Raw genomic sequence first — 24,008 nt, forward strand, 5'->3', positions numbered from 1 at the left:
TAGGTTGTAGGTGATTTTTAAATTTTTTAACTGGTTGCGCGGTTGTGGTGAAAACTAAAATAAATCTAAAGGGTAGGAAAATGTCGTCAATCAAATTCCAGAAACATGTACTAGCTAGTAGCATCGCTGTAGCACTGATCGGAAGTGTTTCTTCTGTAAGTGCCGCTGAAGAAGCTCAAGCTGCAGAAAAGAAAATTGAAGTTATTGAAGTTACCGGTATTCGCGGTAGTTTAAAGAAAAACCTTAATGCGAAACGTTTTGCCAATGCCGTCGTTGAATCTATTTCAGCAGAAGACATTGGTAAATTCCCGGATAAAAACATTGCTGAATCTTTACAGCGTGTATCAGGTGTTACTATTAACCGAGGTTTTACCGGTGAAGGTAATGAAGTATCAATACGTGGTATTGATCCACAATTAACTCAAGTGCAGCTAAATGGTAACTTTGTTGCTTCTACTGGTTGGTTTTCACAATCTGCTAACAACCGTGCATTTAACATGGATTTGATGCCATCAGAACTAGTTGCTGGCGTTGATGTTTACAAATCTCCACAAGCTAATATTGATGAAGGTGGTGTTGGTGGTACGGTTATTATGCGTACACGCAAACCACTTGATATGGATGCTAATACTTTATTTGCCTCTGTAGAAATGAATTCAAACAGTCTAGCTGATGATGAAGGTACTGGTGTAACTGGTATGTATAGTTGGAAAGACGAAAGCGAAACGTTCGGTGTTTTAGTTACCGCGTCAACGCTAGAAACTATTGGTCGTGCACGTAAAGCTGAAAACTACTGGGAAGAAGGCTGGTCAGCTTCAGGTGTTGCCGCTTTTGATCAAGATAGAACTCGTGATGCCATTGATGTTACAGCTCAGTTTGCTGCAACCGATGATCTAGTACTTACTGCGCATGTTCTTTCTTTAGAGCTAGATGCCGCTAACACCAACCAGAATATGCTTGCTTACAACGGCTGTTGTGGTCCATGGAATAGTAATGCTGATAATGGTGGTTTTGGAGGCACGTATACTTCAACTGGTCGCTTAGCTGAAGGTGCAAATGGTTTACCTTTGACCGGTTCTGTTACTAACATTAATGGACTTGCTCAAGATACTAATACACGTCGTGCAAACATAGAAACTACGGTTGCTGAGCTTTCTGCAGATTATGAAGGTGATGGGTATAGCATTCACGCTAAAATTGGTACTACAGAATCCGATGGCGGCAACGGTGGTAACTACAACGGTTTATGGGGTAACGGTTGGACTACCGGTCCGGTAGATGATGGGATTGTAGTTGAATTTGATATGGATCTTAATGACACTATGTATCTTGCAACACCAGGTTTTGATACTACTGATCCTACAAGCTTTGCTCACTTAGGTAGTTCAATTGCTCGAACTGAATTGTCAGATGAAGAATCTTACGCTCAAGTAGATCTTACCTTTGATGTTGATTTAGGCGCTATTTCAAGCATCGAAACAGGTTTAAAAATTCGTAGCCATGAATTTACTCAAAACCAACTTAATGCAACTTTAGAAGATGCGATTGTTACCGATATTTCAGAGTTTGCTGATGGCAATGTAAATGATTTTGGTGAAGTTATGGCTTCTGGTTCAATTTCATCTTATGTGAAATTAAACGGTAGCAAATACGCGAACTTTTTAGATTCAAAAGTGACCGGTTGGGTACAACAAGATCCAACTTGGGGCGAAGTTGAAGAAGATATCATCTCAACATATGTTCAAGGTAACTTTGAAGGTGACGGTTTCCGCGGTAATGTTGGTTTACGTTACACTGAAACAGAGCTGACGGGTAAAGCTATTGGACCAAATGGTGTGATCAGTGTTCCTGGTGATTATTCAGATTGGTTACCAAGTATGAATATTTCTATCGATTTAGCTGATGATTTAATTTTACGTATGTCAGCGGCTCGGGTAATGAGTCGTCCAGGCTATTCACAATTAACACCTTCTGTTAGTAATGTTAACCCAACTTCGTATACTGCAAATATGGGTAATCCTGATATGGACCCATTCCGTGCAACTCAAACGGATATCGGTTTAGAATGGTACTTTAACGAAGAGTCTTTAGCATCTGTTGCTTACTTTACCAAAGATATTAAATCTTTCGTAACCTCTAAACAGGAAACAATAAGTTTTGAAGATGAAAATGGTGTTGTACGTGATTGGCGTGTAACAGTACCAGCTCAAGGCCGTGGTGGTAATGTAGATGGTGTTGAGTTCCAGTATCAACAAACCTTTGGTAACTTTGGTACTATCTTTAACTATACCTACACAGATGCAAAAGCTGAAAATGATGCAGGTGACATTATTCAATTACCAGGTAACTCAAGAAATTCATATAACCTAACGGGTTACTATGAAAATGATATGTTTGCTGCTCGTGTAGCTTATACATACCGTAGTGATTTCTTAGCACCAGGTACAGCAATTGCCAACCAGTTAGATACTAACGATGAACAAGCGTTCTTAGATGCTAACTTTACTTGGCATGCAACGAAGAACATCGATATTACAATTGAAGGTATCAACTTAGGTGGAGAAGTTGTTTATGCTCGTCACAGCGGCGGCGCACAAACACTACGTACTGCTGTAGATAACGGTTCACGTTACTTCCTTAAAGCAACATACCGTATGTAGTACTTAAGTTTTAAATTTAAAAGGGAAGGCTGTGCCTTCCCTTTAATTTAAGATAACGTTACATTTAACTCCTACTATTCTCTATTTGGTAATTACTGTATGTCTGATCAAATTATTAATCATGTGGTTATTGTTGGTGGTGGTACCGCTGGCTGGCTAACTGCTGCAAATTTAGCGAAACAGTTTAATAGTAAATTACCTAATTCCATTCAGGTTACACTCGTTGAGTCACCTGATATTCCAACCATTGGCGTTGGTGAAGGCACTTGGCCAACAATGCGTAAAACGTTGGCAAAAATTGGCATTAGTGAAACAACATTTATGCGTAAATGTAACGCTTCATTAAAGCAGGCGACAAAATTTGTAAATTGGAAAGAAACACCAAAAAATGATGTAAATAATCATTACTATCATTTATTTACTTCTATCTTTGACCCTTCTGAATTTAACTTAGCACCTTACTGGAATTTAAATAACAGCTCAGAAAAATTAAGCTACGCAGATTCTGTAAGTGTACAGGGGCAGGTCTGTGAATTGGGCCTGGCACCAAAAACAATGTTGAATAAAGAATTCGAAGGCGTCCAAAACTATGCCTATCATTTAGATGCCGGCTTATTCACCGATTTATTACGAGAACACGCCACTGAAAATTTAGGCGTAAATTTAATTTCAGCCAATGTGACCGATGTTGACTTAGATGCTGATGGTTATATTGATACTATTTCTACCGACACCGCAGGTGTTGTACAAGGTGGATTTTATGTAGATTGTACCGGTTTTAAAAGTTTACTGTTGGGAGAAGCACTAAAAGTACCTTTTAAGAGTATTAAAGATACCTTACTAACCGATCATGCTATCACCATACAAGTTCCATATGAAGATGAGAACTCTCCCGTATCAAGCTGTACAATTTCTACCGCTCAAGAAGCGGGTTGGACCTGGGATATCGCCTTAGCAAATCGTCGCGGCACTGGTTATGTTTACTCTTCTGAACATACAACTCATGAAAGAGCTGAGCAGGTATTAAGAGACTATATTGGCCCGCAAGCAGCAAACTTAGATGCTAAATTAATTAAAATGAATGTTGGCTATCGAGAAAAGTTTTGGCATAAAAACTGTTTAGCCATTGGTTTGTCGGCAGCGTTTGTTGAGCCACTTGAAGCATCGGCGATATTTTTAATCGAAGCCGCCAGTAATATGCTTAGCGAGTTATTGCCGCAAAACCGCAAGTCTATGCATATTGTCGAGAAAAAATTCAATTCATCATTCACCTATCGATGGCAGAAAACCATCGACTTTATTAAAATGCATTATTTTTTATCCAACAGAAATGAACAATTTTGGCTGGATAATAAAAACTTAGCAACCGTGCCAGATTCTTTATTGGAATCTTTAGAAAGGTGGCGTTACCAACCGCTTACTAATTATGATTTTGATAATGTTTATGAGCCATTCCCATTAGAAAGCTATCAATATGTGCTGTATGGGATGGGATTTGAACAAGATTTAAGTTTTAATCACAATGCTTATGCAAATAATGACACAGCAATAATGCATTTTAATAAAGTACAAGAAATTGCCAAGCATTTAAAAGCGCAATTACCTTTAAACAGAGAACTGCTAAAAAAAATACAACAATACGGTTTTCAAACAATATAACAAATAATTGAACTCTAAAAACAGTGTTCAGGAGAAGTAACATGGCTGATATTCAAGCAATAAATAATAAAATTCATAGCAATATTAAAATTAAGCACAATCCAGCATTGGCTCAAAGTGCAAATAGACACTTCGTGCCGTTAGTTGTACAAGAGTTCGCCGCGGCCAGCCAAGACTTTCCTATTGTTTTTATTAAAGACTCAGAAACAGGACAATTTAGAGCCATTGCATTATTGGGCTTAAAGCCAGAAGAAAATTTATTTGTTAGTGAAGATTCATGGCTTGCCACATACAAGCCACAATCATTGTCTTTATACCCATTCTTATTTAGTCAACAAGAAGGCAGCGATCAAGGCGTTTTATGCTTTGATGTAGAAAGTGATTTAGTCAATGAAGAAGAAGGTGACGCCTTATTTGATAGCGACGGTAAACAAAGCACTTGGTTAAATAATAAAGCTGAAAGTGTGGTTAAATTTATTGAAAATAATTATGCCACACAGGGCTTCATCAAAATGTTGATTGAAAGAGACTTACTCACTGCCCAAACATTAAATTTAAAGTTAGAAAATGAACAAGAATACGCATTAAATGGCTTATACACCATTAATGAAAAAGCATTAAATGAGCTAAGTGATGAGCAATTTTCGATACTTAGAACCAGTGGTGCATTAAAAGCTATTTATGCTTCACTATTATCAATGCAGTGTATTCATAATCTGGCTAGTAAAAAGTTAGCTAAGTAATAAGGCATAATCGTATGGCAAAAGTAATAAACAATGTATTAGTTGTAGGTGGTGGCACCGCCGGCTGGCTTAGCGCATCAATACTGGCCAAACAATTGAATAGTATTTCTCCTGATGCGGTACAAGTTACCTTGGTTGAATCGCCTAATATTCCTATTATTGGTGTTGGCGAGGGGACTTGGCCAACAATTCGGACAACATTGGAAAACCTTGGTATTGACGAAGGTGAGTTTATGCGTGAATGCGATGCCACGTTTAAGCAAGGTTCTCAGTTTGTAAACTGGGCTGAAACACCAAAAGGTGATGAAACACAAAGTTACTACCACCCCTTGAGCGCAGTATTTCATTCATCATACGATTTTAATTTAGCACCTTATTGGTTATTGGGTAATGCTGCCGACAAAGCTTACGACCAAGCCGTTGCTACGCAAGCATACGTTTGTGATCAAGGCTTAGGACCTAAAAAAATTACAACTCCTGCTTTTGATGCTATTCAAAATTACTCGTATCATTTAAATGCTAATAAATTTGCTGGGTTTTTAGCAAAACATAGCACCGAGAAATTAGGTGTTACACAAATCAAAGCCAATGTTACTAAGGTTAATTTAGACGCCGAAGGTTTTATCCGCTCAGTTGAAACTGATACTGCAGGAGAGCAGGTAGCTGATTTCTTTATTGATTGCTCAGGCTCAAAGGCAATTTTAGCTGATGGAGCTTTAGATATTCCTTGGCTTAAAATTGATGATGTATTGTTTAATGACACGGCCATAGCAATGCAAGTCCCTTATGAGTCTGCTGACACACCCATTGCTACGCATACTATCGCAACCGCTCATGAGGCCGGTTGGACTTGGGATATTGGATTACATAATCGCCGCGGTGTTGGCTATGTGTATAGCAGTAAATATACAACAGACAAGCGAGCCGAAGAAGTACTTCGAGAATATGCTGGCCCCATGTCTGAAGGAATCGAAGTTCGAAAAATTCCATTAAATTTAGGTTATCGAGAAAAATTTTGGCATAAAAACTGTGTTGCTATTGGCATGTCTGCCGCATTTATTGAACCATTAGAAGCTTCGGCTATTTTCCTTGTCGAAGCCGCGGCCAATATGCTTGCTGACCAATTTCCTCGCACGCTTGATGCAATGCAATATGTTGAAGAAAAATACAATTCTACGTTTCGTTTGCGTTGGGATAAGAGTGTTGATTTTGTCAAACTTCATTATTGTATTACCAAGCGAGAAGATACACCTTATTGGGTTGATAACTGTGCAACTGAATCAATACCTGAAGCATTACAAAAACGTTTAGCGCATTGGAAAACTCATCCTCCAACTAAATATGATTTTGATTATGCCTATGAACCGTTTGTATTAGATAGTTATTTATTTGTGCTTTATGGAATGAAATATGATGTAGATATTTCAGTAAACAGTTCATCTTTTGCTCGAACAGAAGAAGCCGTTAAAAAGTTTAAAAGCGTTGATAATGTTAATGAGATGCTAACTAGGGAGCTGCCTACACATAGGGAGTTAGTAGAAAAGGTGTATAAATACGGGTTTCCAAAACTTTAGAATATTCAGGCTGTTAGAAATTTTATGAAAATTCACTTGTAATAGGCTGTCTGTACAGTTTAGTCTAGTGACTTCATAAAAATAGGCCTGCATTTTTGGAGTAGTAAGATGAGCCAACAAAACATACAACCATTAAATAAAACTGCGCACGCTAAAACTAAAGTTAAAGCGCAAAAAAATTTTTTACACGTGAGCTCGCAACACATGGCTCCAGTAGTCGTACATGAATTTTCAAGAGCCTCAGCCGAATTTCCAGTCGTTTTTGTAAAAAACTCTGAGTCTGAAAGCTTTCAACCAGTTGCGTTATTTGGCGTTAAACCTGGCGAAAATCTATATACAGTAACTGAAAGCTGGGAAGGAACATATGCACCTGCGTCTGTGACTAACTTCCCTTTAGCACTTGTTCCTGAAACAAAAGATGCAAATAACTTTATGGTTGTCATCGCAACCGACAACGCTGTTGTAAATGAAGATGAAGGTAATGCGTTATTTGAAGATAACGGTGACGAGTCAGAATATTTAACTCGTCGTAAAGAAGCGTTAGGCAAGTATTTTGAGCATGCACAAATTACGCAAGCATTTACTAAAGAATTAGTTGAAAGAGATTTATTAACTCAACAGAACTTAGAGTTGACTCTTGGCAGTGAAAAAATCCAGATCAATGGTTTATATCTGGTTGATGAGAAGAAGCTTAATGAATTATCTGATGAAGATTATACAGCGCTTCGAAAACGTGGTTTCTTAGCGCCAATATACGCGCACTTGAATTCAATGCATCAGTTACATCGTTTAGTGAAAAAGAAAGTAACTCTGGCTAGTTAATCGTTTTTCTTAAAACTTTTAATTAAAACCCAGTGTTTACTGGGTTTTTTTATGCCTGTAATAGGCATAAAACATATTAAAGGTTATGAGTAAAAATGAACAAATTTATTAAAATATTATGTTGTACTGTGTTTCTAAGTGCTTGTACTGATGTTAAACAACAGTCTCCAGAGCCCTCTGACAATACAATTTATCAATCAACAGTTGATCACTTTGCTGACACTCTAAAGGTTGAATATCAGCTAATCACCAATATTCCTGATGAACAATGCGACCAAGCACGCAGTGAGGGTAACTGTTTTCAATTGCAATTAAATTTAACCACTGCTAAAGATTTTATATCAACTGATTGGGAAATCTACTTCTCTCAAATTAATCCTGTGCAAAGTGTTGAAAGCGAACTCTTTAGGATTGAACATGTAAATGGTGATCTGCATAAGATCATTCCAACTTCTAACTTTACAGGTTTCCATGCAGGTAAAACATATGGCTTAAATTATCGTGTTGATTTTTGGACGTTATCAGAAACAGATGCTTTACCAAACTATATAGTTAACATTAATGGCTTGATGCCACGGGTAATAAAAAGTACACAAACACAAATTGATGCTGATACTGGTCTTGAAATTTATCCTTTTGTGAAAAATTTTAGCAGTGTCGAAAAACACTTTAAACGTTCGGCAACAGATGAAACTGTTTGGGCTACGGCGAATGTATTATTTGAGCGTAATGCACAAATGAAAGTAGCCAACAATAAACTGGCTCACAGTTTAATTCCTACCCCTAAAAAGTTGCAAGTAGCCAGTACAGGTAAATATCTTGATTTGTCGAATGGTATTTCTTTAACTTTAAATGGCGTAAACATCAACAAAATCACAGCTGCAGTTGAACGTTTAGCTCACCTTGGCATTACCGAAAATACACAAGGTGTGGCAGTTAACCTGAATAAAAATGAAAAGCTTGTAGGTGAGGCGGGGAGCTATCAAATAGTTAGTGATGAACAAGGTATCATTATCAGCGCCAATAATGATATGGGCTTGTTTTATGGATTACAAACTATTGCTGGCTTAGTGTCATTAGATAATTTAAGCATTCCTCATGTAACTATTGAAGATGAACCACATTATGAGTTTCGTAGTATGATGGTGGATGTTGCTCGAAATTTTCATTCAAAACAGTTCATTTTTGATTTACTCGATCAAATGGCCGCGTACAAATTAAATAAATTTCATCTTCACCTTGGTGATGATGAAGCGTGGCGTTTGGAAATTAATGACTTACCAGAGCTTACCGATATTAGCTCTAAACGTTGTTTTGATTTAAGTGAGCAAACTTGTTTGTTACCACAGTTAGGCGCTGGAGTTGATCCAAACAGTTCGGTGAATGGTTATTACAGTAAACAAGATTATAAAGAAATTTTACAATATGCATCCAAGCGCCATATCCAAGTGATCCCATCATTAGATATGCCGGGTCATTCACGTTCATCTATTGTGGCAATGAAAGCTCGTTTCAACAAGCTAATGGCACAGGGTGATGAGAAGGGGGCTAAACAATATCTGTTACATGACAAAAACGATGCAACAGTATATTCATCAATACAATATTATAACGACAATACGATCAATGCATGTATGGAGTCATCTTATGATTTTGTGGCAAAGGTTATGGATGAAGTTAAAGCAATGCATAGCGACGCTGGTCATCCGTTAACACGCTATCATATTGGCGCCGATGAAACGGCAGGAGCGTGGGTTGAATCACCTATTTGTAAAGAGTTCATTGCAAATAATGGCTTAGGTATTACTAAAGCGGAGCAGCTCGGGAGTTATTTTGTTGAACGGGTTGCAAAAATATTAGCCGAACGTGATATTGAAACCGCTGGCTGGAATGATGGCATGATGCATACAAATTCAAAAAATATGCCTGAGACGGTGCAAGCCAATGCTTGGGGGTTAATTCAATGGCAAGGCCATAAAGAAGCGCACAAACTGGCCAATCAAGATTGGGACGTTGTAGTATCTAGTCCTGACGTTACTTATTTTGATTTTCCTTATGAACCGGATCCTAAAGAGCACGGTTATTACTGGGCTTCCAGACATTCTAATACCGAAAAATTATTTCAATTCATGCCAGATAACTTACCTGCGCATGCTGAATTTTGGCTAGATAGAGAAGATAAACCTTATAGTACTGATGACACGGTTCAACTGAATGAGCAAGGCGAAATCATTTCTTCTCCGCTTAAACCAGGTAAAAAGCTTGCCGGCTTACAGGGGCAATTATGGAGTGAGAATACCCGTAATGATAACTTAGCCGAGTATAAAATATTCCCTCGTTTATTTGCTTTAGCAGAGCGTGCCTGGCATAAACCTAATTGGGCCGTCCCTTATTCATTTAGCGGCCAAGTTTATAACCAAGAAAGCAATCGATTCACTGTTGAAATGCGCAATAATCGCGATCAACAATGGGCCAACTTTGCCCGTGTGATTGCCCAAAAAGAGCTCGCTAAATTAGATAAAGCGCAGGTGTTTTATCGAATTCCTACCGTTGGTGCAAAAATTATTGATTCCCAATTATTCATCAATAACGCTTATCCAGGTTTGGCCTTGGAATATAAATTGACTGATGAGTCATGGCAAATATGGACAAAACCACTGGAAATAAGTGGGGATGTTGAAGTTAGAGCTCGTTCAATAGATTCTAAAAGAGCAGGCAGGAGCTTGTTTTTATTGAATTAAATTCAATTTTTAAAATTAATTAATATAAAGAATTATATTTATATTAAAAAAATGTAAAAACATAATGACAGCGCTGTCATTTGTATGTAATATAAATTCAACAAGTTAAAGTGTGAACGCCAAAATAGAGTTTTGGTTTCATATTTTGACAACAGGCAGTTTTGCTAAGAGGCGTTAATGAAAAGTAATAAACAACAGCTGTTTTTAGGTATTGATGGCGGAGGCAGCAAGTGCAAGGCTGTGATCCTGAATAATTCAATGCAAGTGCTGGGTGAAGGCATCTCGGGTGCTGCCAATCCTTTTCATAATTTAGAACGAGCACAACAATCAATTAGTCACGCTGCAGAGCTGGCATTAACAGATGCTAATTTAGATATTTCTTTAAAAAGCGAACTCATTGCTGGTGTTGGGTTAGCCGGTGTGAATTTGCCAAAATATTTTGATCTAATGCAGCAATGGCAACACCCGTTTAAAAGCATGCATTTAGCTACTGATTTACATATAGCATGTTTGGGTGCTCATAGTGGAGAAGATGGTGCCATTATGATCACTGGTACAGGTTCATGTGGATACTTAACCAATCAAGGCGAATCATTAGTCATTGGCGGCCATGGTTTCCCGCATGGTGATGTTTGTAGTGGTGCTTGGTTAGGCTTTAAAGCGGTAGAAAATGTATTACTTAGCTCAGACGGCATCATTAAAGATACATCGTTAACCGAAAAGATATTTCGCGAATTAGGTTGCACTGATTCTAATACTTTAATTGAAACCATTGTCGGTAATGGCGCAACCTTTTATGCAAGATTAGCAATACATGTTTTTGACGCTGCCGATGCTGGAGATAAAGTTGCGATTGAGATCATTACCGAAGGTTGCCAGTACTTTGAAGCCGTATTTTACAAGTTAATGGCAATGAATCCTAATAAATTGTCACTAATTGGTGGTCTAAAACCTCGTTTGATGCAGTGGTTACCAGAAGCCGTGGCAACACAAATTAGCGAGCCTGAAAATCCCCCTGAAATTGGCGCAGTCCTTTTTGCTATGAACGAGCATAAAAACTAACTGGTTGATTTTTAAAACGAACACGTAAGTTAAACAAATAATTGAGTAATGTTATGACCACATTAATGGAACAAGAAGCTAAGCAAACACCAAAAGTAATTGCTGAGCAAATCAAATTAAATGCAGCGGTTGCTGAAAAAATTGGCAATAAACTGACTACTATTGATCCAAAAATGGTGATGATTATCGGTCGTGGCTCTTCTGATCATGCTGGTGTATTTGGTAAATATTTAATTGAAATTGAAGCTGGTATACCTACATTTGCAGCTGCACCTTCTGTTGCATCTGTTTATGGCAAAACCTTAAAACTTGATAATGCGTTTGTAATTGTTATCTCTCAATCAGGCCGCAGCCCAGATATCTTATCACAAGCACAAATGGCGAAAGATGCCGGTGCTTACGTTGTAGCATTAGTTAATGATGAAACATCACCACTAGCCGAAATTGCTGATGATGTTCTACCACTGCGCGCAGGCCCTGAAAATTCAGTTGCAGCAACTAAAAGCTATTTAGCTACCTTGTCTGCGTTATTGCAATTAACTGCTTATTGGAGCAAAAATGACGAATTGGTTTCTGCTCTAAATACTTTGCCAGAAGCGCTTTTAAAAGCAATTGATGCACCTGCTCAGTTAACTATTGATGGCTTAGGTGATACTCGAAACTTGGTGGTATTAGGTCGCGGTTTAGGTTATGCAGTGTCTAAAGAAATTGCTCTTAAATTAAAAGAAGTATGTTCAATACACGCTGAAGCATTTTCAAGTGCAGAGTTTTTACATGGTCCCGTTACTTTGGTCGCGCAAAAATTAACAATATTGGATTGTCATGTAAATGATGAGTCGGATCAGTCTCATAAAGAACAAATCATCGAAGTTAAATCCCGTGGTGCTGACTTAATTCACTTACAACAAATTGTTAATGATGTTCACCCTAGATTAGCGCCTTTATTAGTACTACAACGTTTTTATCTAGATGTAGAGAAAGTAGCACTAGCGAAAGGTTTTAATCCTGATGAACCGCAAGGTTTGAAGAAAGTAACCAGGACGCTTTAATATGCTTAATACCATTAACATTGCAACATTCTTTGATGGCCAAAAACTGCGTAAAAATGTAGCGGTGAGCATTTCTAATGGCAAAATTGTTAGCATAGATAAAGCGGCAAGTGATGTACAGCCAGGAATTATGGCTCCGGGTTATATTGATGTGCAAGTTAATGGTGGTGGCGGGGCATTATTTAATAGCGCTCCCACTGTTGAGACAATTAAAACCATAGGTGCCGCTCATGCAAAGTTTGGCACAACCGGTTTTTTACCTACCTTGATCACCGATAAAGTTGATGTGATGCAACTCGCGGCTGATGCCGTATGTGAAGCTATAAAGCAAAAAACGCCGGGTGTTTTAGGTGTACATTTTGAAGGGCCACATTTATCAATTCCTAAAAAAGGAGTACATAGCCCTGAATTTATCCGCGGTATTACCAATGCTGAAATGGCGGTGTTTACTCGTCAAGACCTTGGCAAAGTAGTTGTTACTTTAGCCCCCGAAAATGTATCTATTGAAGATATTAAAACGTTGGTAGCTGCTGATGTTCATGTTTGTTTAGGTCACTCTAATGCAGACTATGAAACCGTGATGAAAGCGTTAACTGCAGGAGCCACAGGTTTTACTCATTTGTTTAACGCAATGTCGGCATTTGGGGCTCGTGAACCTGGAATGGTTGGCGCAGCATTGCTAGATGATAACAGCTGGTGTGGATTAATTGTTGATGGTCATCATGTTCATTTCGATGCAGCCAAACTGGCAATTAAGGCTAAAGAAAATGGCAAAATGATGTTAGTGACTGATGCCATGCCGCCGGTTGGCACTGATGACGAAAGCTTTCCTTTCTTTGATTCAAAAATCATTCGTACTGGTGACCGGTTAAACGCACTTACTGGTGAACTGGCTGGCTCTTGTTTGGACATGGCTGGCGCGGTTATAAATACCGTTGAACATTTGCAGGTAGAATTTACTGAAGCGCTGCGTATGGCATCAACATATCCTGCTGAGTTTTTAGCATTAGACAATCAAAAAGGGCGCCTGCAACCAGGCGCCTGTGCAGACTTTGTTATACTCAATGACAATTTGTCGGTTAAGCAAACTTGGATTTCCGGGCAGCCAGTATTTAAGAATTAGCATTTAATCTACAATGATTAAAACCAATTAAAACAGCAAAATAAAAATAATAAAAACTTTAATAAGCTGAAAACAAAAGGCAAAATTATGACAATATCGATTGAAACTCAATCTAATAAACAAAGCAGTATTATCCCAATGGCGATAGTCGCAGGGTTATTTTTCATTTTGGGCTTTGCGACCTGGCTTAATGGTTCTTTAATGCCTTATTTAAAACAAATATTGCAACTTTCACCATTCCAAGCCTCTCTCATTCTTTTCTCTTTTTACATTGCAGTAACGTTTACAGCGCTGCCTTCAGCATGGGTTATTCGCAGGGTTGGTTATAAAACCGGAATGGCGTTGGGTATGGGCGTTATGATGCTTGCCGGTCTTTTGTTTATACCAGCAGCAAAAAGCCAAATATTCGCTTTGTTCTTGCTTGCCCAATTGGTAATGGGAACGGGTCAAACATTGCTGCAAACGGCAGTTAATCCGTATGTTGTTCGAATTGGACCTGAAGAGTCTGCTGCCGCGCGCGTCAGTGTGATGGGGATTTTAAACAAGGGTGCAGGAGTTGTTGCACCAATTGTGTTTAGCGCATTAATTTTGGATAGCTTTAAAGATCGAGTTGGTACTGAACTCAGTCAAATACAAATAGATGAGATGGCTAATGGTCTGGTACTTCCTTATTTGGGAATGGCAATTTTCATCGGTATATTAGCTATTCTTGTTAAAAAATCACCTTTGCCGGAACTAGAAAGTGAAGGCGATACTAGCGAAAGTGGCAAAGGGCATTTAAAAGAGGCATTATCGCACCCAAATCTTGCTCTTGGTGTTGCCGCATTATTTTTCTATGTTGCCGTTGAAGTGATAGCCGGTGATACGATTGGTACATTTGCATTATCGCTTGGTGTTGAGAGCTACGGTGTAATGACATCATATACGATGGTTTGTATGGTTGTGGGCTATAGTATCGGGATTTTAACAATCCCAAGATTCATTTCTCAACCTACAGCGTTAACAATTTCGGCGGTATTAGGCTTAGTATTAACAGTATTAATTGTTACCGGTGATAATACCTCATACACAATCGCCAACACCCTGTTAGTACCATTTGGCGGTACCGCATTGCCAGATACCTTATTAATGATTGCTTTATTAGGCCTAGCAAACGCTATCGTTTGGCCAGCAGTATGGCCGTTAGCCTTATCGGGCATGGGTAAACTTACCAGCGTAGGCTCAGCATTACTGGTAATGGGAATATCTGGAGGTGCATTTGGGCCTCTATTTTGGGGCTTAACAAGTTCTGCTACTGACTTAGGTCAGCAAGGTGGTTATATGGTTATGTTTCCTTGTTACCTATTCATCTTATTTTATGCCGTGAAAGGCCATAAAATGCGTAGCTGGTCTTAATCTTATAAGCTAACTTAAAACCTTCTCTCTCCCTAGAGAATAAAAGCCCTGACTCTGCGGAGTCAGGGCTTTTATCTATTTAAGAAATGAGAAGCTAGAAACGAAAAGCGCAGTAAAGTGACCACTATTTAGCTTTAGTTATTCTACGGATAGCCCATAGCTAATACAAATAAGTTATCTCGTTATAAATACAAATTATATCTATCAAAGGCTTTTCGTTTCTCGTACCTCGCATCTCGTTTCTGTTTTAAGCTTTGTTTTGAACACTTACTTTCTGTCCATCTTGTAAACGCTCTGCACCGCGAACAGCAACATTATCACCAGCCTCTAAATCGCCTTTAATTGCCACCCAGTCACCTTGCCCATCGCCAACGGTAACCGTCATTTTATGAGCAGTATTGTCTTGGTCTATTTTCATTACATACGTTTCATTTCGTCGTAAAATAAGCGCATCTCGATGAATTGCCAAAGTTTGAATTTCGGCTTGCACCGGTATTTCTACTTTAACCAGTTCACCTGCAGTCCAATATTGTACGCTGTCATTATCTAAGGTAATACGCAATTCAAAGGTTTGTGAACGAGGATCTGCTGAAGGAATTATTGCATTTATTCGCGCTTTAGTTTGATAAGTATCACTAAACACAGTTAATGTTTTGTCTCTTTTAATAAAAGCCATATAACGAATTGGTACAAATAAACGAACCTGCAAGTTTTCAGTATCAATAAATCTTAATAGCACTTGCGAGCGATTTACATCGCTACCTTCGCGTTCTAGGCGTTCAGTTATAACGCCGGTAAAAGGGGCAACAATATGAGCACGTTCTAATTGATCATTAATTTGTTTTAATTTTAACTGGGCAATTTCCAAATCGGCGGCAGCTAATTCATACTTAGACCGAGTTTGATCGAGTTGGAATTCAGCGGTATTATTTTGCGCTTTTAATGTTTGTAAACGAGCTAATTCACGCTTTAAATAGGCTAAATTGATATTTTCTCGCTTGATTTGAGCCTGTTTTTCAAGTTGCAGTAATTCAAGTGGTAAGGTGTCCATTTTTACTAAAGTGTCACCCTCGTTGACATAACTTCCAGGTTCAATAATCCATTGCAACTGACCATTTACACCAGCGGTAATAGCGACATTAGAACTGCTATAAACAGTGCCTAATAAGTTAGCACTTGGCGATAAGTTGGTGTTTTTAACGACTTCAATTTTTACCGGACTCGACGGGTGTTCACCTTGAGCATAGGCAAAGTTACCTACACATAACAAGCTGCTAAGAAGTACGACTGATTTTATTGTAAACATATTCATAATTATTACCCATTCACCGCTTTGGATTGTAATTTCTCTAGATTTTCTATTTGTAAATCTTTAGCATTCATATTGTCAAAACTCCCCGAGTCTGTTTCTTCACCTAAGCGTAATAAACTGGGCAGTAGTATTAACGTAAATATGGCACTTATTGCCATTCCGCCAACAATGACTGTTGCTAAACCTCGATATATTTCAGCGCCAACTCCTGGCATTACCATTAACGGTAGCATGCCAAAAATACTGGTTAACGTACTCATATAAACAGGCCTAGCCCTTATCCTTACAGCTTGTGCTACTGCAACTCTACGATTCGCGCCTTCTCGTTCAGCTACCCTTGTTTGATCAACCAACAAAATTGCGTTATTTACCACTAAGCCTAATAAAATGATAAAACCAATCATGGTTAACAAATCCAATGACTGAAATGTCACAAGATTTAATATTGCCAGTGAAGCCACACCTCCGGCTACAGCCATTGGCATTACTAATAACACTAAAAGACTGTCTTTTGCTGATTTAAATAATGCTGTCATTAGTAAAAATAAAATAATTAATGCAAGTATAAAATTAGTGATCATGTCAGTGATCGCTCGCTTCATTTTATTCGCATTACCGCTTAATTTTATTGTTGCATTATTTGGTAATACTTGGTTCATTAATGGAATGACATTTTCGTTTAATGTGCTTATAGCTTCCTCAAGAGACATGTCTTCTGGTGGAGATACTCTTAAGCTTATGGTTCGTTTACCATCAACTCTACGTAATTGGGTTGGACCAACCGTACGCTTGATTTTAGTAAGTTCACCTAATGTTTGTACTCCAGCTAATGGGGTATAAATTGGTAAAGTCGCCAGCTCATCTGGATTAGACCAATCAGAGCCTCGTAGAATAATATTCATGCGGTTATTACCATCAAAATATTCACTGACAAATAAACCATCTGTAAATGCTCTAACGGCATTAGCCACATCATTTCTATTCAGACCTGCTTGCGCTATACGGCGATCATTAGGGATAAGTTGCAGTTCAGGCTCGGCCATAGATAAGCCAGGAATAGGTTGCGCACTTACGCCGGGCATGTGCTGATTAATGGCACTGATCCCCGTTTGAGCGGTTAGCATTAGTTCTTCAAGGTTAGGTCCTTGAATATCTAAATTAATAGAACGACCATTACCGCCGCCACTTACGTTTATCATTGAACCTCTAAACAAATAGACTTGTGTATCGGGTAAGTCCGCGAGAATATCGCTGCGCACAATAGTCATTAACTCTTCTACTTTGCTCGGATCGTCAGCATAAATAAAACCACCGCTAAAACTTGCGCCATAAGAATAGAAGTTATAGCTTTTAATTTTTGGTAACTGTTCGCCGGTTAAGTGGGGTTGAATTCGTGCTTTTACTAATTGTGCCATCTCTTTATCAATAAAGTTTAAGTTACCCCCTGGCGGTAAACTGATGTTAAAAAAGAAACCATCTATGGGAGTTCTTGGCATAAAGTCGGTTTTAGGAACAAGTAAAGCGCTTATTGCTAATGAACCACCGAGTAAAATACTTATCCAAGTATATCTTTTTGTTGAAGAGTTAGTTAAACGCATCACCAAAGAGGTAATTTTTTGCCAATAATGTTCGAAAGGATCTGCTTTAGGTAAATCTTTTAACCAGTACTTACTGGCAATGGGTAATACCGTAATTGCTGCAATTAAAGAAGCGACAACAGCAATTGAAAGCGTTAAAGCTAAGTCTGAAAACAGCTGTCCTTCAATGCCTTGCATGAATAGAATAGGCAGAAAAATAGCAACACTGGTTGCCGTTGAGGCAAATAATGCTCCTGTAACTTGAAATGCTCCTAGCAAAACCGCTTTATGATTTTTAAGACCATTAGCTCTGAGGCGGACAATATTTTCTTGTACAATAATTGCTGCATCAAGCACCAAACCAACCGCAAACGCTAAGCCTGCAAGTGATATAACATTCAAGCTTCGATCAAACAAACTCAACCCTAAAAATGCCACCATTAATGATATAGGAATAGTACTGGCAATAATTAATGTTGGTTTTAATCCGCGTAAAAATAACCACAAAACCCCTAAGGCTAGTAACACACCTAACCCTAAGTTGCTTTTAACTAGAGTAAGAGCATTTCTGATATGTACTGATGAGTCAAAACTTAAATCAATAGTAACGCCATGCTCTGCTAACACGCCAGTGTTGAGTTCGTTAATGGCAAGGTTTATATCATCTAATAACTTAACCGTATTGGCGTCATTATTACGGGTAACTGTGATGTAATACGCTGGGCTGCCATTTCGTAACGTTAAGCCAAAACGATCAACCAAAGTTTCTTCTATTGTAGCTATGTCTTTTAAAAATATAGGACGTTGACTTTGATAGCCTATGATCATGTCATTTAGGCTACTAACATCATACTGGCCAATAAAGCGAACAGTGTATTGGCGTCTTCCAACATCGGCAAAACCACCAGATATATCAGCAGAGCGAGCAATAGTAGAACTGATTTTACCTAATTCAATACCCATAGCTGCTGCTTGGTATGGGTCAAAACTAATGCGCAGTTCTTTCGGTCTTTTAGAGTTTAAATTTACTTGTCCAATACCGGGGATACGAGCGAGCCTTGGCTCGACAACATCTTCAATGAGTTTTTGATAACTTCCCATGTTTTTATTTGGATTAGTATCTAATATCTTTACCAATAGGGATGCCGCATTTGGTCCACCACGGCCTCCGCCAGCTGCAACAACTGGTTCAATAGCATCCAGCGGCAATGGAGGGGCTTGATTTAATTTATTAATAACATCAAGCATGGCTTGTTGCATATCACTGCCAACGGCAAAAGTAAGGGTGATATTACCGAAGCCACTATTAATACTGGTGGTTACATCAGTTACCCCTCTAGTATTTTTAACCACGTTCTCTTGCGGTTCTATAATCACTGACTCCATTTCTTGCGGAGAGGCACTGCGCCAGCCTGTTGAAATTGTAATTTGCGGCTGTTCAATATCTGGCGTTAACTGGATTGGCAATTTAGCAATACTGATCGCACCAAATACAAAAATAAGTGCGACTATTACTAAAATAGCAGCAGGATTGTTTAAGGAGCTACGGGTTAAATTCATCAAAAAATTCCAATCGAATAATACTTAATGTTATTGCCGAATATTATAATTAGTTAACATGGCATTAACATAAACAAAGTGTTTCTAATTATTTCACTCAGTGTAATCGTTTAATATAATTATGTGGTTATTTTAAGACCAACACCTGCTTGGTTACGATAAGTAACAATCCCTCCAATAATTGTTACAAAATATTTGAAACTTTATGATGAATATCAATGTCTTTAGGTCATAATGTAAATGATGACTATACTCAGTGTAAGTACTTGTAATTAAATTTATATCTCTATACCTATACCTTCGGAATTTCTATGAAACCAATGAATGTGATTAAAACCCCTTTAATAGCACTAACTTTGCTAAGTTTATTTGCTTGTGAACAGCAAAAGCGAGAAAAACCACAAGTTGAAGTGGTAGTAAAAACAGTTGAGCAATATCCTTATCAAAGTAGCAATACTTTTGTTGGCCATTTAACCGCTACTAGCGATGTTGCCATACAAGCTCGAGTGAAAGCGAAAATCACCGCCGTAAATTTTAAAGAAGGCTCCAAGGTGGTTGCCGGCGATGTGTTGTTTGAACTCAATGATGATGAATTGCAAGCACAATACAAGCAGGTGAAAGCTGAAGTCTCACGCTCCGTTTCGGCATTAAATGTTGCGCAAAAGAACTATAACCGCGGTCAAGAATTAGCACCCGATGGTTACATTTCTACATCAGAATTAGATAACTTAGAAGGCAAGCTGGCAGAAGCTAATTCGCAATTGGAAGCAGCAAAAGCGCAACTAGAAACCGCCAAAGTTAATCTCGCCTACAGTAAAATTGCTGCACCATTATCGGGAACAATAGATCGAAGTAAATTTAGTGTTGGCGATATTGTCAGTCCCGAGGTTGGTTCATTAACGACTATCGTTGCGGTGAATATGATGGAAGTACCATTTCAGTTGAGTGAAAAGGTATATTGGAAACTTGTTCGTCGTTTTCAAAAAGAAAAGATCAAAATGGGGGCGCGTAAGCCTATAGTGGAAATTGCTTTTGCTGCCGATGACATTTATGAGCATCAAGGTTCGATCGAGTTTATATCAAACCGGGTAAACCCTGAAACAGGCTCTATGGAAGTCAGAGCAACAGTACCAAATCCCGATGGTATTTTAAAGCCAGGGCAATACGTTCAGGTTATCCTCAAATCACCAACAGCAGTTGATACTATTATGATCCCGCAAAGTGCAGTGCAATCTGATCAACAAGGCGACTTTGTGATGACCATTGTTGATGATCATAAAGTCAAACGCAGCAACGTTACCTTAGGAAAACGGGTCGATACTTTAGTTATCGTTGAAGACGGGTTAGTGGTTGATCAAACCCTGGTGATTAGCGGCGTACAACAAATTCGTGTTGGTCAGCAAGTTAAAACCAAATTCGCTGTAGCACCAACGTCTGCCGCTGATAGCTCTGCAAATAATCATTAATAGGCGATAACAATGATCAGTAAAACCTTTATTACACGCCCAAAACTTGCGTTAGTTATTGCCATTATATTAACCCTGATTGGCATAATTTCGGGCATAAACCTGCCAATATCTGAATATCCAAGTGTGGCACCGCCGCAAGTAGTAGTGTCAGCCAACTATTCTGGTGCATCTTCTGATGTGGTTAAAGAAAGCGTCGGCTTGCCCATTGAAGAAGCGGTTAATGGTGTTGAAGGGATGATTTATATGTCTTCAAAAAGCGCGAACGATGGCAGCTATAAGCTTACAGTAACCTTTGCGGTAGGCACCGACCCTGATATGGCACTGGTACGGGTGCAAAACCTGGTGTCGATGGCTGAGCCGAAATTGCCCCAAGAAATTAAGCAAGCAGGATTAACCATCAAAAAGCAATCACCTGATATGTTGTTTTTAGTTAACCTGTTCGCCACCGATGCTGGTTTTGATCGGGCATTTATTTCCAATTATGTGAAAATTAACCTGCTTAATGCCTTGAAAAGGGTCGATGGTATTTCTGAAGCTAGCATTATGGGAGAAGCCGCTTATTCAATGCGAATTTGGTTAGACCCACAAGAAATGGCAGCATTGAGTGTCACCCCAAGCGATGTTCAATCGGTTTTACAAGAACAAAATATTCAAGTTGCTGCGGGTAAAGTTGGTGCCCCACCTTTTGATAATAACGTGCAAACGCAATATACCCTGCAAGCGCAAGGTAAACTTGCTACCGTTGAAGAGTTTGAAGATATAGTGATCCGTGCCGGCGCGGGCGGTGCTTTGGTGTTGCTAAAAGATGTTGCTGAAGTTGAACTTGGGCAAGCAGATTATTCGATAATCACGAAAGTGGATGGCAAAGATTCGAGTACGGTTGCGCTGTATTTATTACCCGGCGCGAACGCTTTGGATACGGGGGATAGAGTTAAGCAGTTATTGGCGGAGGTTGCCCCAAGTTTTCCCGAGGGTATTGATTACTCCATTGGTTATGATACCACGCGTTATGTCAGTACTTCGATTGCCAAAGTAGTGGTGTCTTTACTCCAGGCAATCGCCTTGGTTATTATTATCACCTTCGTCTTTCTTGGTAGTTGGCGCGCAGCATTAGTGCCATCTATTGCCATTCCCGTTTCACTTATTGCTTCCTTTTCTGTACTGTTGTTGGCCGGAATGTCGATCAATACCATAACCTTGTTTGGCTTAATTTTAGCCATAGGTATTGTCGTAGATGATGCTATTTTGGTAGTGGAGAATACGGAACGACATTTAGATGAAGACCCGAATATCAATCCAGAGCAAGCGGTAACCAAAACCATGGAAGAGGTGAGTGGCCCTATTATTGCCACTACTTTAGTCTTGTTGGCAGTATTTATTCCCGTTGCCATGCTGCCCGGCTTAACCGGTATTATGTATCGTCAGTTTGCGGTGACTATCTGTGTGGCAGTATTATTCAGTTCGTTAAATGCATTAACTTTGTCACCAGCATTATGTAAATTACTATTAAAACGCCAGGAAACTGAAGCTGGCTGGTTTAAAAAGTTCAATAGTGGCTTTAATTTTATTAAAGGTAAATATGGCGCCGTTGTCGCTACATTGATCCGAAAAACGCTGGTCATTGCCATCGCTTTAGCTGTGGTCTTTGCAATGCTTGGATATGGATTTATAAAAACGCCAACCGGTTTTGTCCCACCTGAAGATAAAGGTATATTCATCGTCAGTGTGCAGTTGCCTGATGCCAGTTCGCTAGTTCGTACCGAAGAGGTATTGACTAAACTCACTGAGCAATTGAATCAAGATAGTCGTATTGAAAGTATTACTGCCGTTTCGGGGTATAGTATTTTAAATAGCGCCGCGCAAAGTAATGCAGGGTCAATGTTTATTGTATTAAAGCATTGGGACGAGAGGGAAAGTCGCCAGGATATCGTATTTGCAATAACTCAGAAAGTGAATTATTTAGCGTTTATGCACGTACCTGAAGCGCAGGTATTTGCGATGTCGCCACCGGCCGTTCCCGGCATGGGGGCGGTAGGCGGATTAGAGTTTATTTTACAGGATAAAATGGCTCGTTCACCAACAGAAATGGCCAGTATTCTCAATGAGTTTGTGATTGAGGCGAATCAACACCCGGCATTAACCGGCGTTTACAGTACCTATCGAGCTAATGTGCCACAATACCTTGTGGATGTAGATCGTAAGAAAGCGAAAACACTAGGCTTAAACATTGCAGACGTTTATAGCACTTTACAGGCACAACTGGGCTCTGTTTATATCAATGATTTTAATAAATTTGGCCAAACCTATAAGGTGATCATGCAAGCCAAATCTGAATATCGACAAAATATCTCGGATTTACAGGCCTTATATGTACGTAATAGCAATGGGGATATGATCCCATTAACTACCATTGCTGAAATCGAAGCGATTCATGGCCCGGATATAAGTGACCGTTATAATTTATTTAACTCGATAAGTATTAGAGCATCCGCCAGCCCAGGGTTTAGTTCTGGTGAAGGTATAGCTGCAATGGAACAAATTGCCGCACAAGTGTTACCACAAAGTTTTCAATACGAATGGACTGGCATGACTTATCAAGAAATTGAAGCGGGTAACATGGCGATTTATGCTTATGCGCTGGCATTGGTTTTTGTGTATCTGTTTTTAGTCGGGCAATACGAGAGTTGGTCAATTCCTGCCGCCATTATTTTGGTTGTACCTATTGCCATGGGCGGGGCGATACTTTCTTTGAACTTGGTCGGTTTTTCGTTAAATCTTTTTGCCCAAGTAGGCCTTATTTTGTTAATTGGCATGGCGGCAAAAAATGCCATTTTGATTGTTGAGTTTGCTAAAAATCTACGTGAAGATGAAAATAAATCGATAATAGAAGCGGCTAGCATGGCGGCCGATTTACGTTTTCGTGCGGTTTGCATGACCGGGGTATCTTTTATTGTGGGCATAATCCCTTTGGTTTTGGCAACGGGGGCAGGGATGTTTAGCCAGAAATCGTTAGGTATCACAGTATTTGGTGGTATGTCAGTAGCTTTAGTGGTTGGTACGCTTATTATTCCTGTGTGTTATGTAATGGTCCAAAGCACAAGAGAAAAACTTAAAGGGTAATTGAGAGACTTTAATGATACAGGCTGGGAGGTTGAATTCCCGGCCTTTTTTATAACTTTAGTAACTAGTAACGAAGAGCGTTGAGGTTAATCTTGAAGCTAGGTTGATTCTGATTCATTAGACATTACTTTCCCTGCTCCAT

General features: G+C 39.1%; 14 protein-coding genes. 12 read left to right on the forward strand and 2 right to left on the reverse strand.

Annotated elements, in window-relative coordinates:
- Window positions 1–80: 80 nt before the first annotated feature.
- The 10 genes from RI844_RS00530 (at window position 81) to nagP (ending at window position 14,828) form a co-directional block, all read left to right on the forward strand.
- The gene (locus RI844_RS00530; protein WP_348396534.1) at window positions 81–2,660 is read left to right on the forward strand and encodes a TonB-dependent receptor; all 2,580 of its coding nucleotides are present in this window, start codon (window positions 81–83) and stop codon (window positions 2,658–2,660) included.
- A 99-nt stretch (window positions 2,661–2,759) separates the two neighbouring features.
- Window positions 2,760–4,319, forward strand: a complete 1,560-nt coding sequence (locus tag RI844_RS00535; protein ID WP_348396535.1) for a tryptophan halogenase family protein — start codon at window positions 2,760–2,762, stop codon at window positions 4,317–4,319.
- A gap of 41 nt (window positions 4,320–4,360) precedes the next feature.
- The gene (locus tag RI844_RS00540; protein ID WP_348396536.1) at window positions 4,361–5,062 is read left to right on the forward strand and encodes a SapC family protein; all 702 of its coding nucleotides are present in this window, start codon (window positions 4,361–4,363) and stop codon (window positions 5,060–5,062) included.
- 14 nt (window positions 5,063–5,076) lie between these two features.
- On the forward strand, window positions 5,077–6,636 hold the full coding sequence (locus RI844_RS00545; protein WP_348396537.1) for a tryptophan halogenase family protein: 1,560 nt from the start codon (window positions 5,077–5,079) through the stop codon (window positions 6,634–6,636).
- Window positions 6,637–6,744: 108 nt separating this feature from the next.
- A complete protein-coding gene (locus RI844_RS00550; RefSeq protein ID WP_348396538.1) occupies window positions 6,745–7,458 on the forward strand; it encodes a SapC family protein in 714 nt (237 codons plus the stop codon).
- Between the two features lie 95 nt (window positions 7,459–7,553).
- A complete protein-coding gene (locus tag RI844_RS00555) occupies window positions 7,554–10,199 on the forward strand; it encodes a family 20 glycosylhydrolase (RefSeq protein ID WP_348396539.1) in 2,646 nt (881 codons plus the stop codon).
- Between the two features lie 177 nt (window positions 10,200–10,376).
- Entirely contained in the window at window positions 10,377–11,261 is an 885-nt protein-coding gene (gene nagK, locus RI844_RS00560) for an N-acetylglucosamine kinase (RefSeq protein ID WP_348396540.1), read from the forward strand.
- A gap of 53 nt (window positions 11,262–11,314) precedes the next feature.
- Complete coding sequence (gene nagB-II, locus RI844_RS00565; RefSeq protein WP_348396541.1) at window positions 11,315–12,310, forward strand: glucosamine-6-phosphate deaminase NagB-II; 996 nt, start codon at window positions 11,315–11,317, stop codon at window positions 12,308–12,310.
- Window position 12,311: 1 nt separating this feature from the next.
- Window positions 12,312–13,433: an N-acetylglucosamine-6-phosphate deacetylase gene (gene nagA, locus RI844_RS00570; RefSeq protein WP_348396542.1), complete on the forward strand. Its 1,122-nt coding sequence runs from the start codon at window positions 12,312–12,314 to the stop codon at window positions 13,431–13,433.
- Between the two features lie 87 nt (window positions 13,434–13,520).
- Window positions 13,521–14,828 (forward strand): N-acetylglucosamine MFS transporter NagP, encoded by a 1,308-nt coding sequence (nagP, locus tag RI844_RS00575; protein WP_348396543.1) that lies wholly within the window; start codon window positions 13,521–13,523, stop codon window positions 14,826–14,828.
- A 247-nt stretch (window positions 14,829–15,075) separates the two neighbouring features.
- On the opposite strand, the gene RI844_RS00580 is transcribed toward nagP, so the two are convergent.
- Window positions 15,076–16,140 carry an efflux RND transporter periplasmic adaptor subunit gene (locus RI844_RS00580; protein WP_348396544.1) on the reverse strand — a complete coding sequence of 355 codons (1,065 nt, stop codon included), beginning with the start codon at window positions 16,138–16,140 and terminating at the stop codon, window positions 15,076–15,078.
- A gap of 5 nt (window positions 16,141–16,145) precedes the next feature.
- A complete protein-coding gene (locus RI844_RS00585) occupies window positions 16,146–19,277 on the reverse strand; it encodes an efflux RND transporter permease subunit (protein ID WP_348396545.1) in 3,132 nt (1,043 codons plus the stop codon).
- A 311-nt stretch (window positions 19,278–19,588) separates the two neighbouring features.
- On the opposite strand from RI844_RS00585, the gene RI844_RS00590 reads away from it, so the two are divergent.
- Both RI844_RS00590 and RI844_RS00595 read left to right on the forward strand, forming a co-directional pair.
- Complete coding sequence (locus tag RI844_RS00590; protein WP_348396546.1) at window positions 19,589–20,743, forward strand: efflux RND transporter periplasmic adaptor subunit; 1,155 nt, start codon at window positions 19,589–19,591, stop codon at window positions 20,741–20,743.
- Between the two features lie 12 nt (window positions 20,744–20,755).
- Window positions 20,756–23,866, forward strand: coding sequence for an efflux RND transporter permease subunit (locus tag RI844_RS00595; RefSeq protein ID WP_348396547.1), 3,111 nt, complete (start codon window positions 20,756–20,758; stop codon window positions 23,864–23,866).
- Window positions 23,867–24,008 lie beyond the last annotated feature (142 nt).

Source organism: Thalassotalea fonticola, from assembly GCF_032911225.1.
GTDB classification, from domain to species: Bacteria; Pseudomonadota; Gammaproteobacteria; order Enterobacterales; family Alteromonadaceae; genus Thalassotalea_A; species Thalassotalea_A fonticola.

Excerpts from the sequence above, each read along its gene's own strand:
- RI844_RS00530 (WP_348396534.1), top strand. The coding sequence starts at position 81 with ATGTCGTCAATCAAATTCCAGAAACATGTACTAGCTAGTAGCATCGCT.
- RI844_RS00535 (WP_348396535.1), top strand. The coding sequence starts at position 2,760 with ATGTCTGATCAAATTATTAATCATGTGGTTATTGTTGGTGGTGGTACC.
- RI844_RS00540 (WP_348396536.1), top strand. The coding sequence starts at position 4,361 with ATGGCTGATATTCAAGCAATAAATAATAAAATTCATAGCAATATTAAA.
- RI844_RS00545 (WP_348396537.1), top strand. The coding sequence starts at position 5,077 with ATGGCAAAAGTAATAAACAATGTATTAGTTGTAGGTGGTGGCACCGCC.
- RI844_RS00550 (WP_348396538.1), top strand. The coding sequence starts at position 6,745 with ATGAGCCAACAAAACATACAACCATTAAATAAAACTGCGCACGCTAAA.
- RI844_RS00555 (WP_348396539.1), top strand. The coding sequence starts at position 7,554 with ATGAACAAATTTATTAAAATATTATGTTGTACTGTGTTTCTAAGTGCT.
- nagK (WP_348396540.1), top strand. The coding sequence starts at position 10,377 with ATGAAAAGTAATAAACAACAGCTGTTTTTAGGTATTGATGGCGGAGGC.
- nagB-II (WP_348396541.1), top strand. The coding sequence starts at position 11,315 with ATGACCACATTAATGGAACAAGAAGCTAAGCAAACACCAAAAGTAATT.
- nagA (WP_348396542.1), top strand. The coding sequence starts at position 12,312 with ATGCTTAATACCATTAACATTGCAACATTCTTTGATGGCCAAAAACTG.
- nagP (WP_348396543.1), top strand. The coding sequence starts at position 13,521 with ATGACAATATCGATTGAAACTCAATCTAATAAACAAAGCAGTATTATC.
- RI844_RS00580 (WP_348396544.1), bottom strand. The coding sequence starts at position 16,140 with ATGAATATGTTTACAATAAAATCAGTCGTACTTCTTAGCAGCTTGTTA.
- RI844_RS00585 (WP_348396545.1), bottom strand. The coding sequence starts at position 19,277 with ATGAATTTAACCCGTAGCTCCTTAAACAATCCTGCTGCTATTTTAGTA.
- RI844_RS00590 (WP_348396546.1), top strand. The coding sequence starts at position 19,589 with ATGAAACCAATGAATGTGATTAAAACCCCTTTAATAGCACTAACTTTG.
- RI844_RS00595 (WP_348396547.1), top strand. The coding sequence starts at position 20,756 with ATGATCAGTAAAACCTTTATTACACGCCCAAAACTTGCGTTAGTTATT.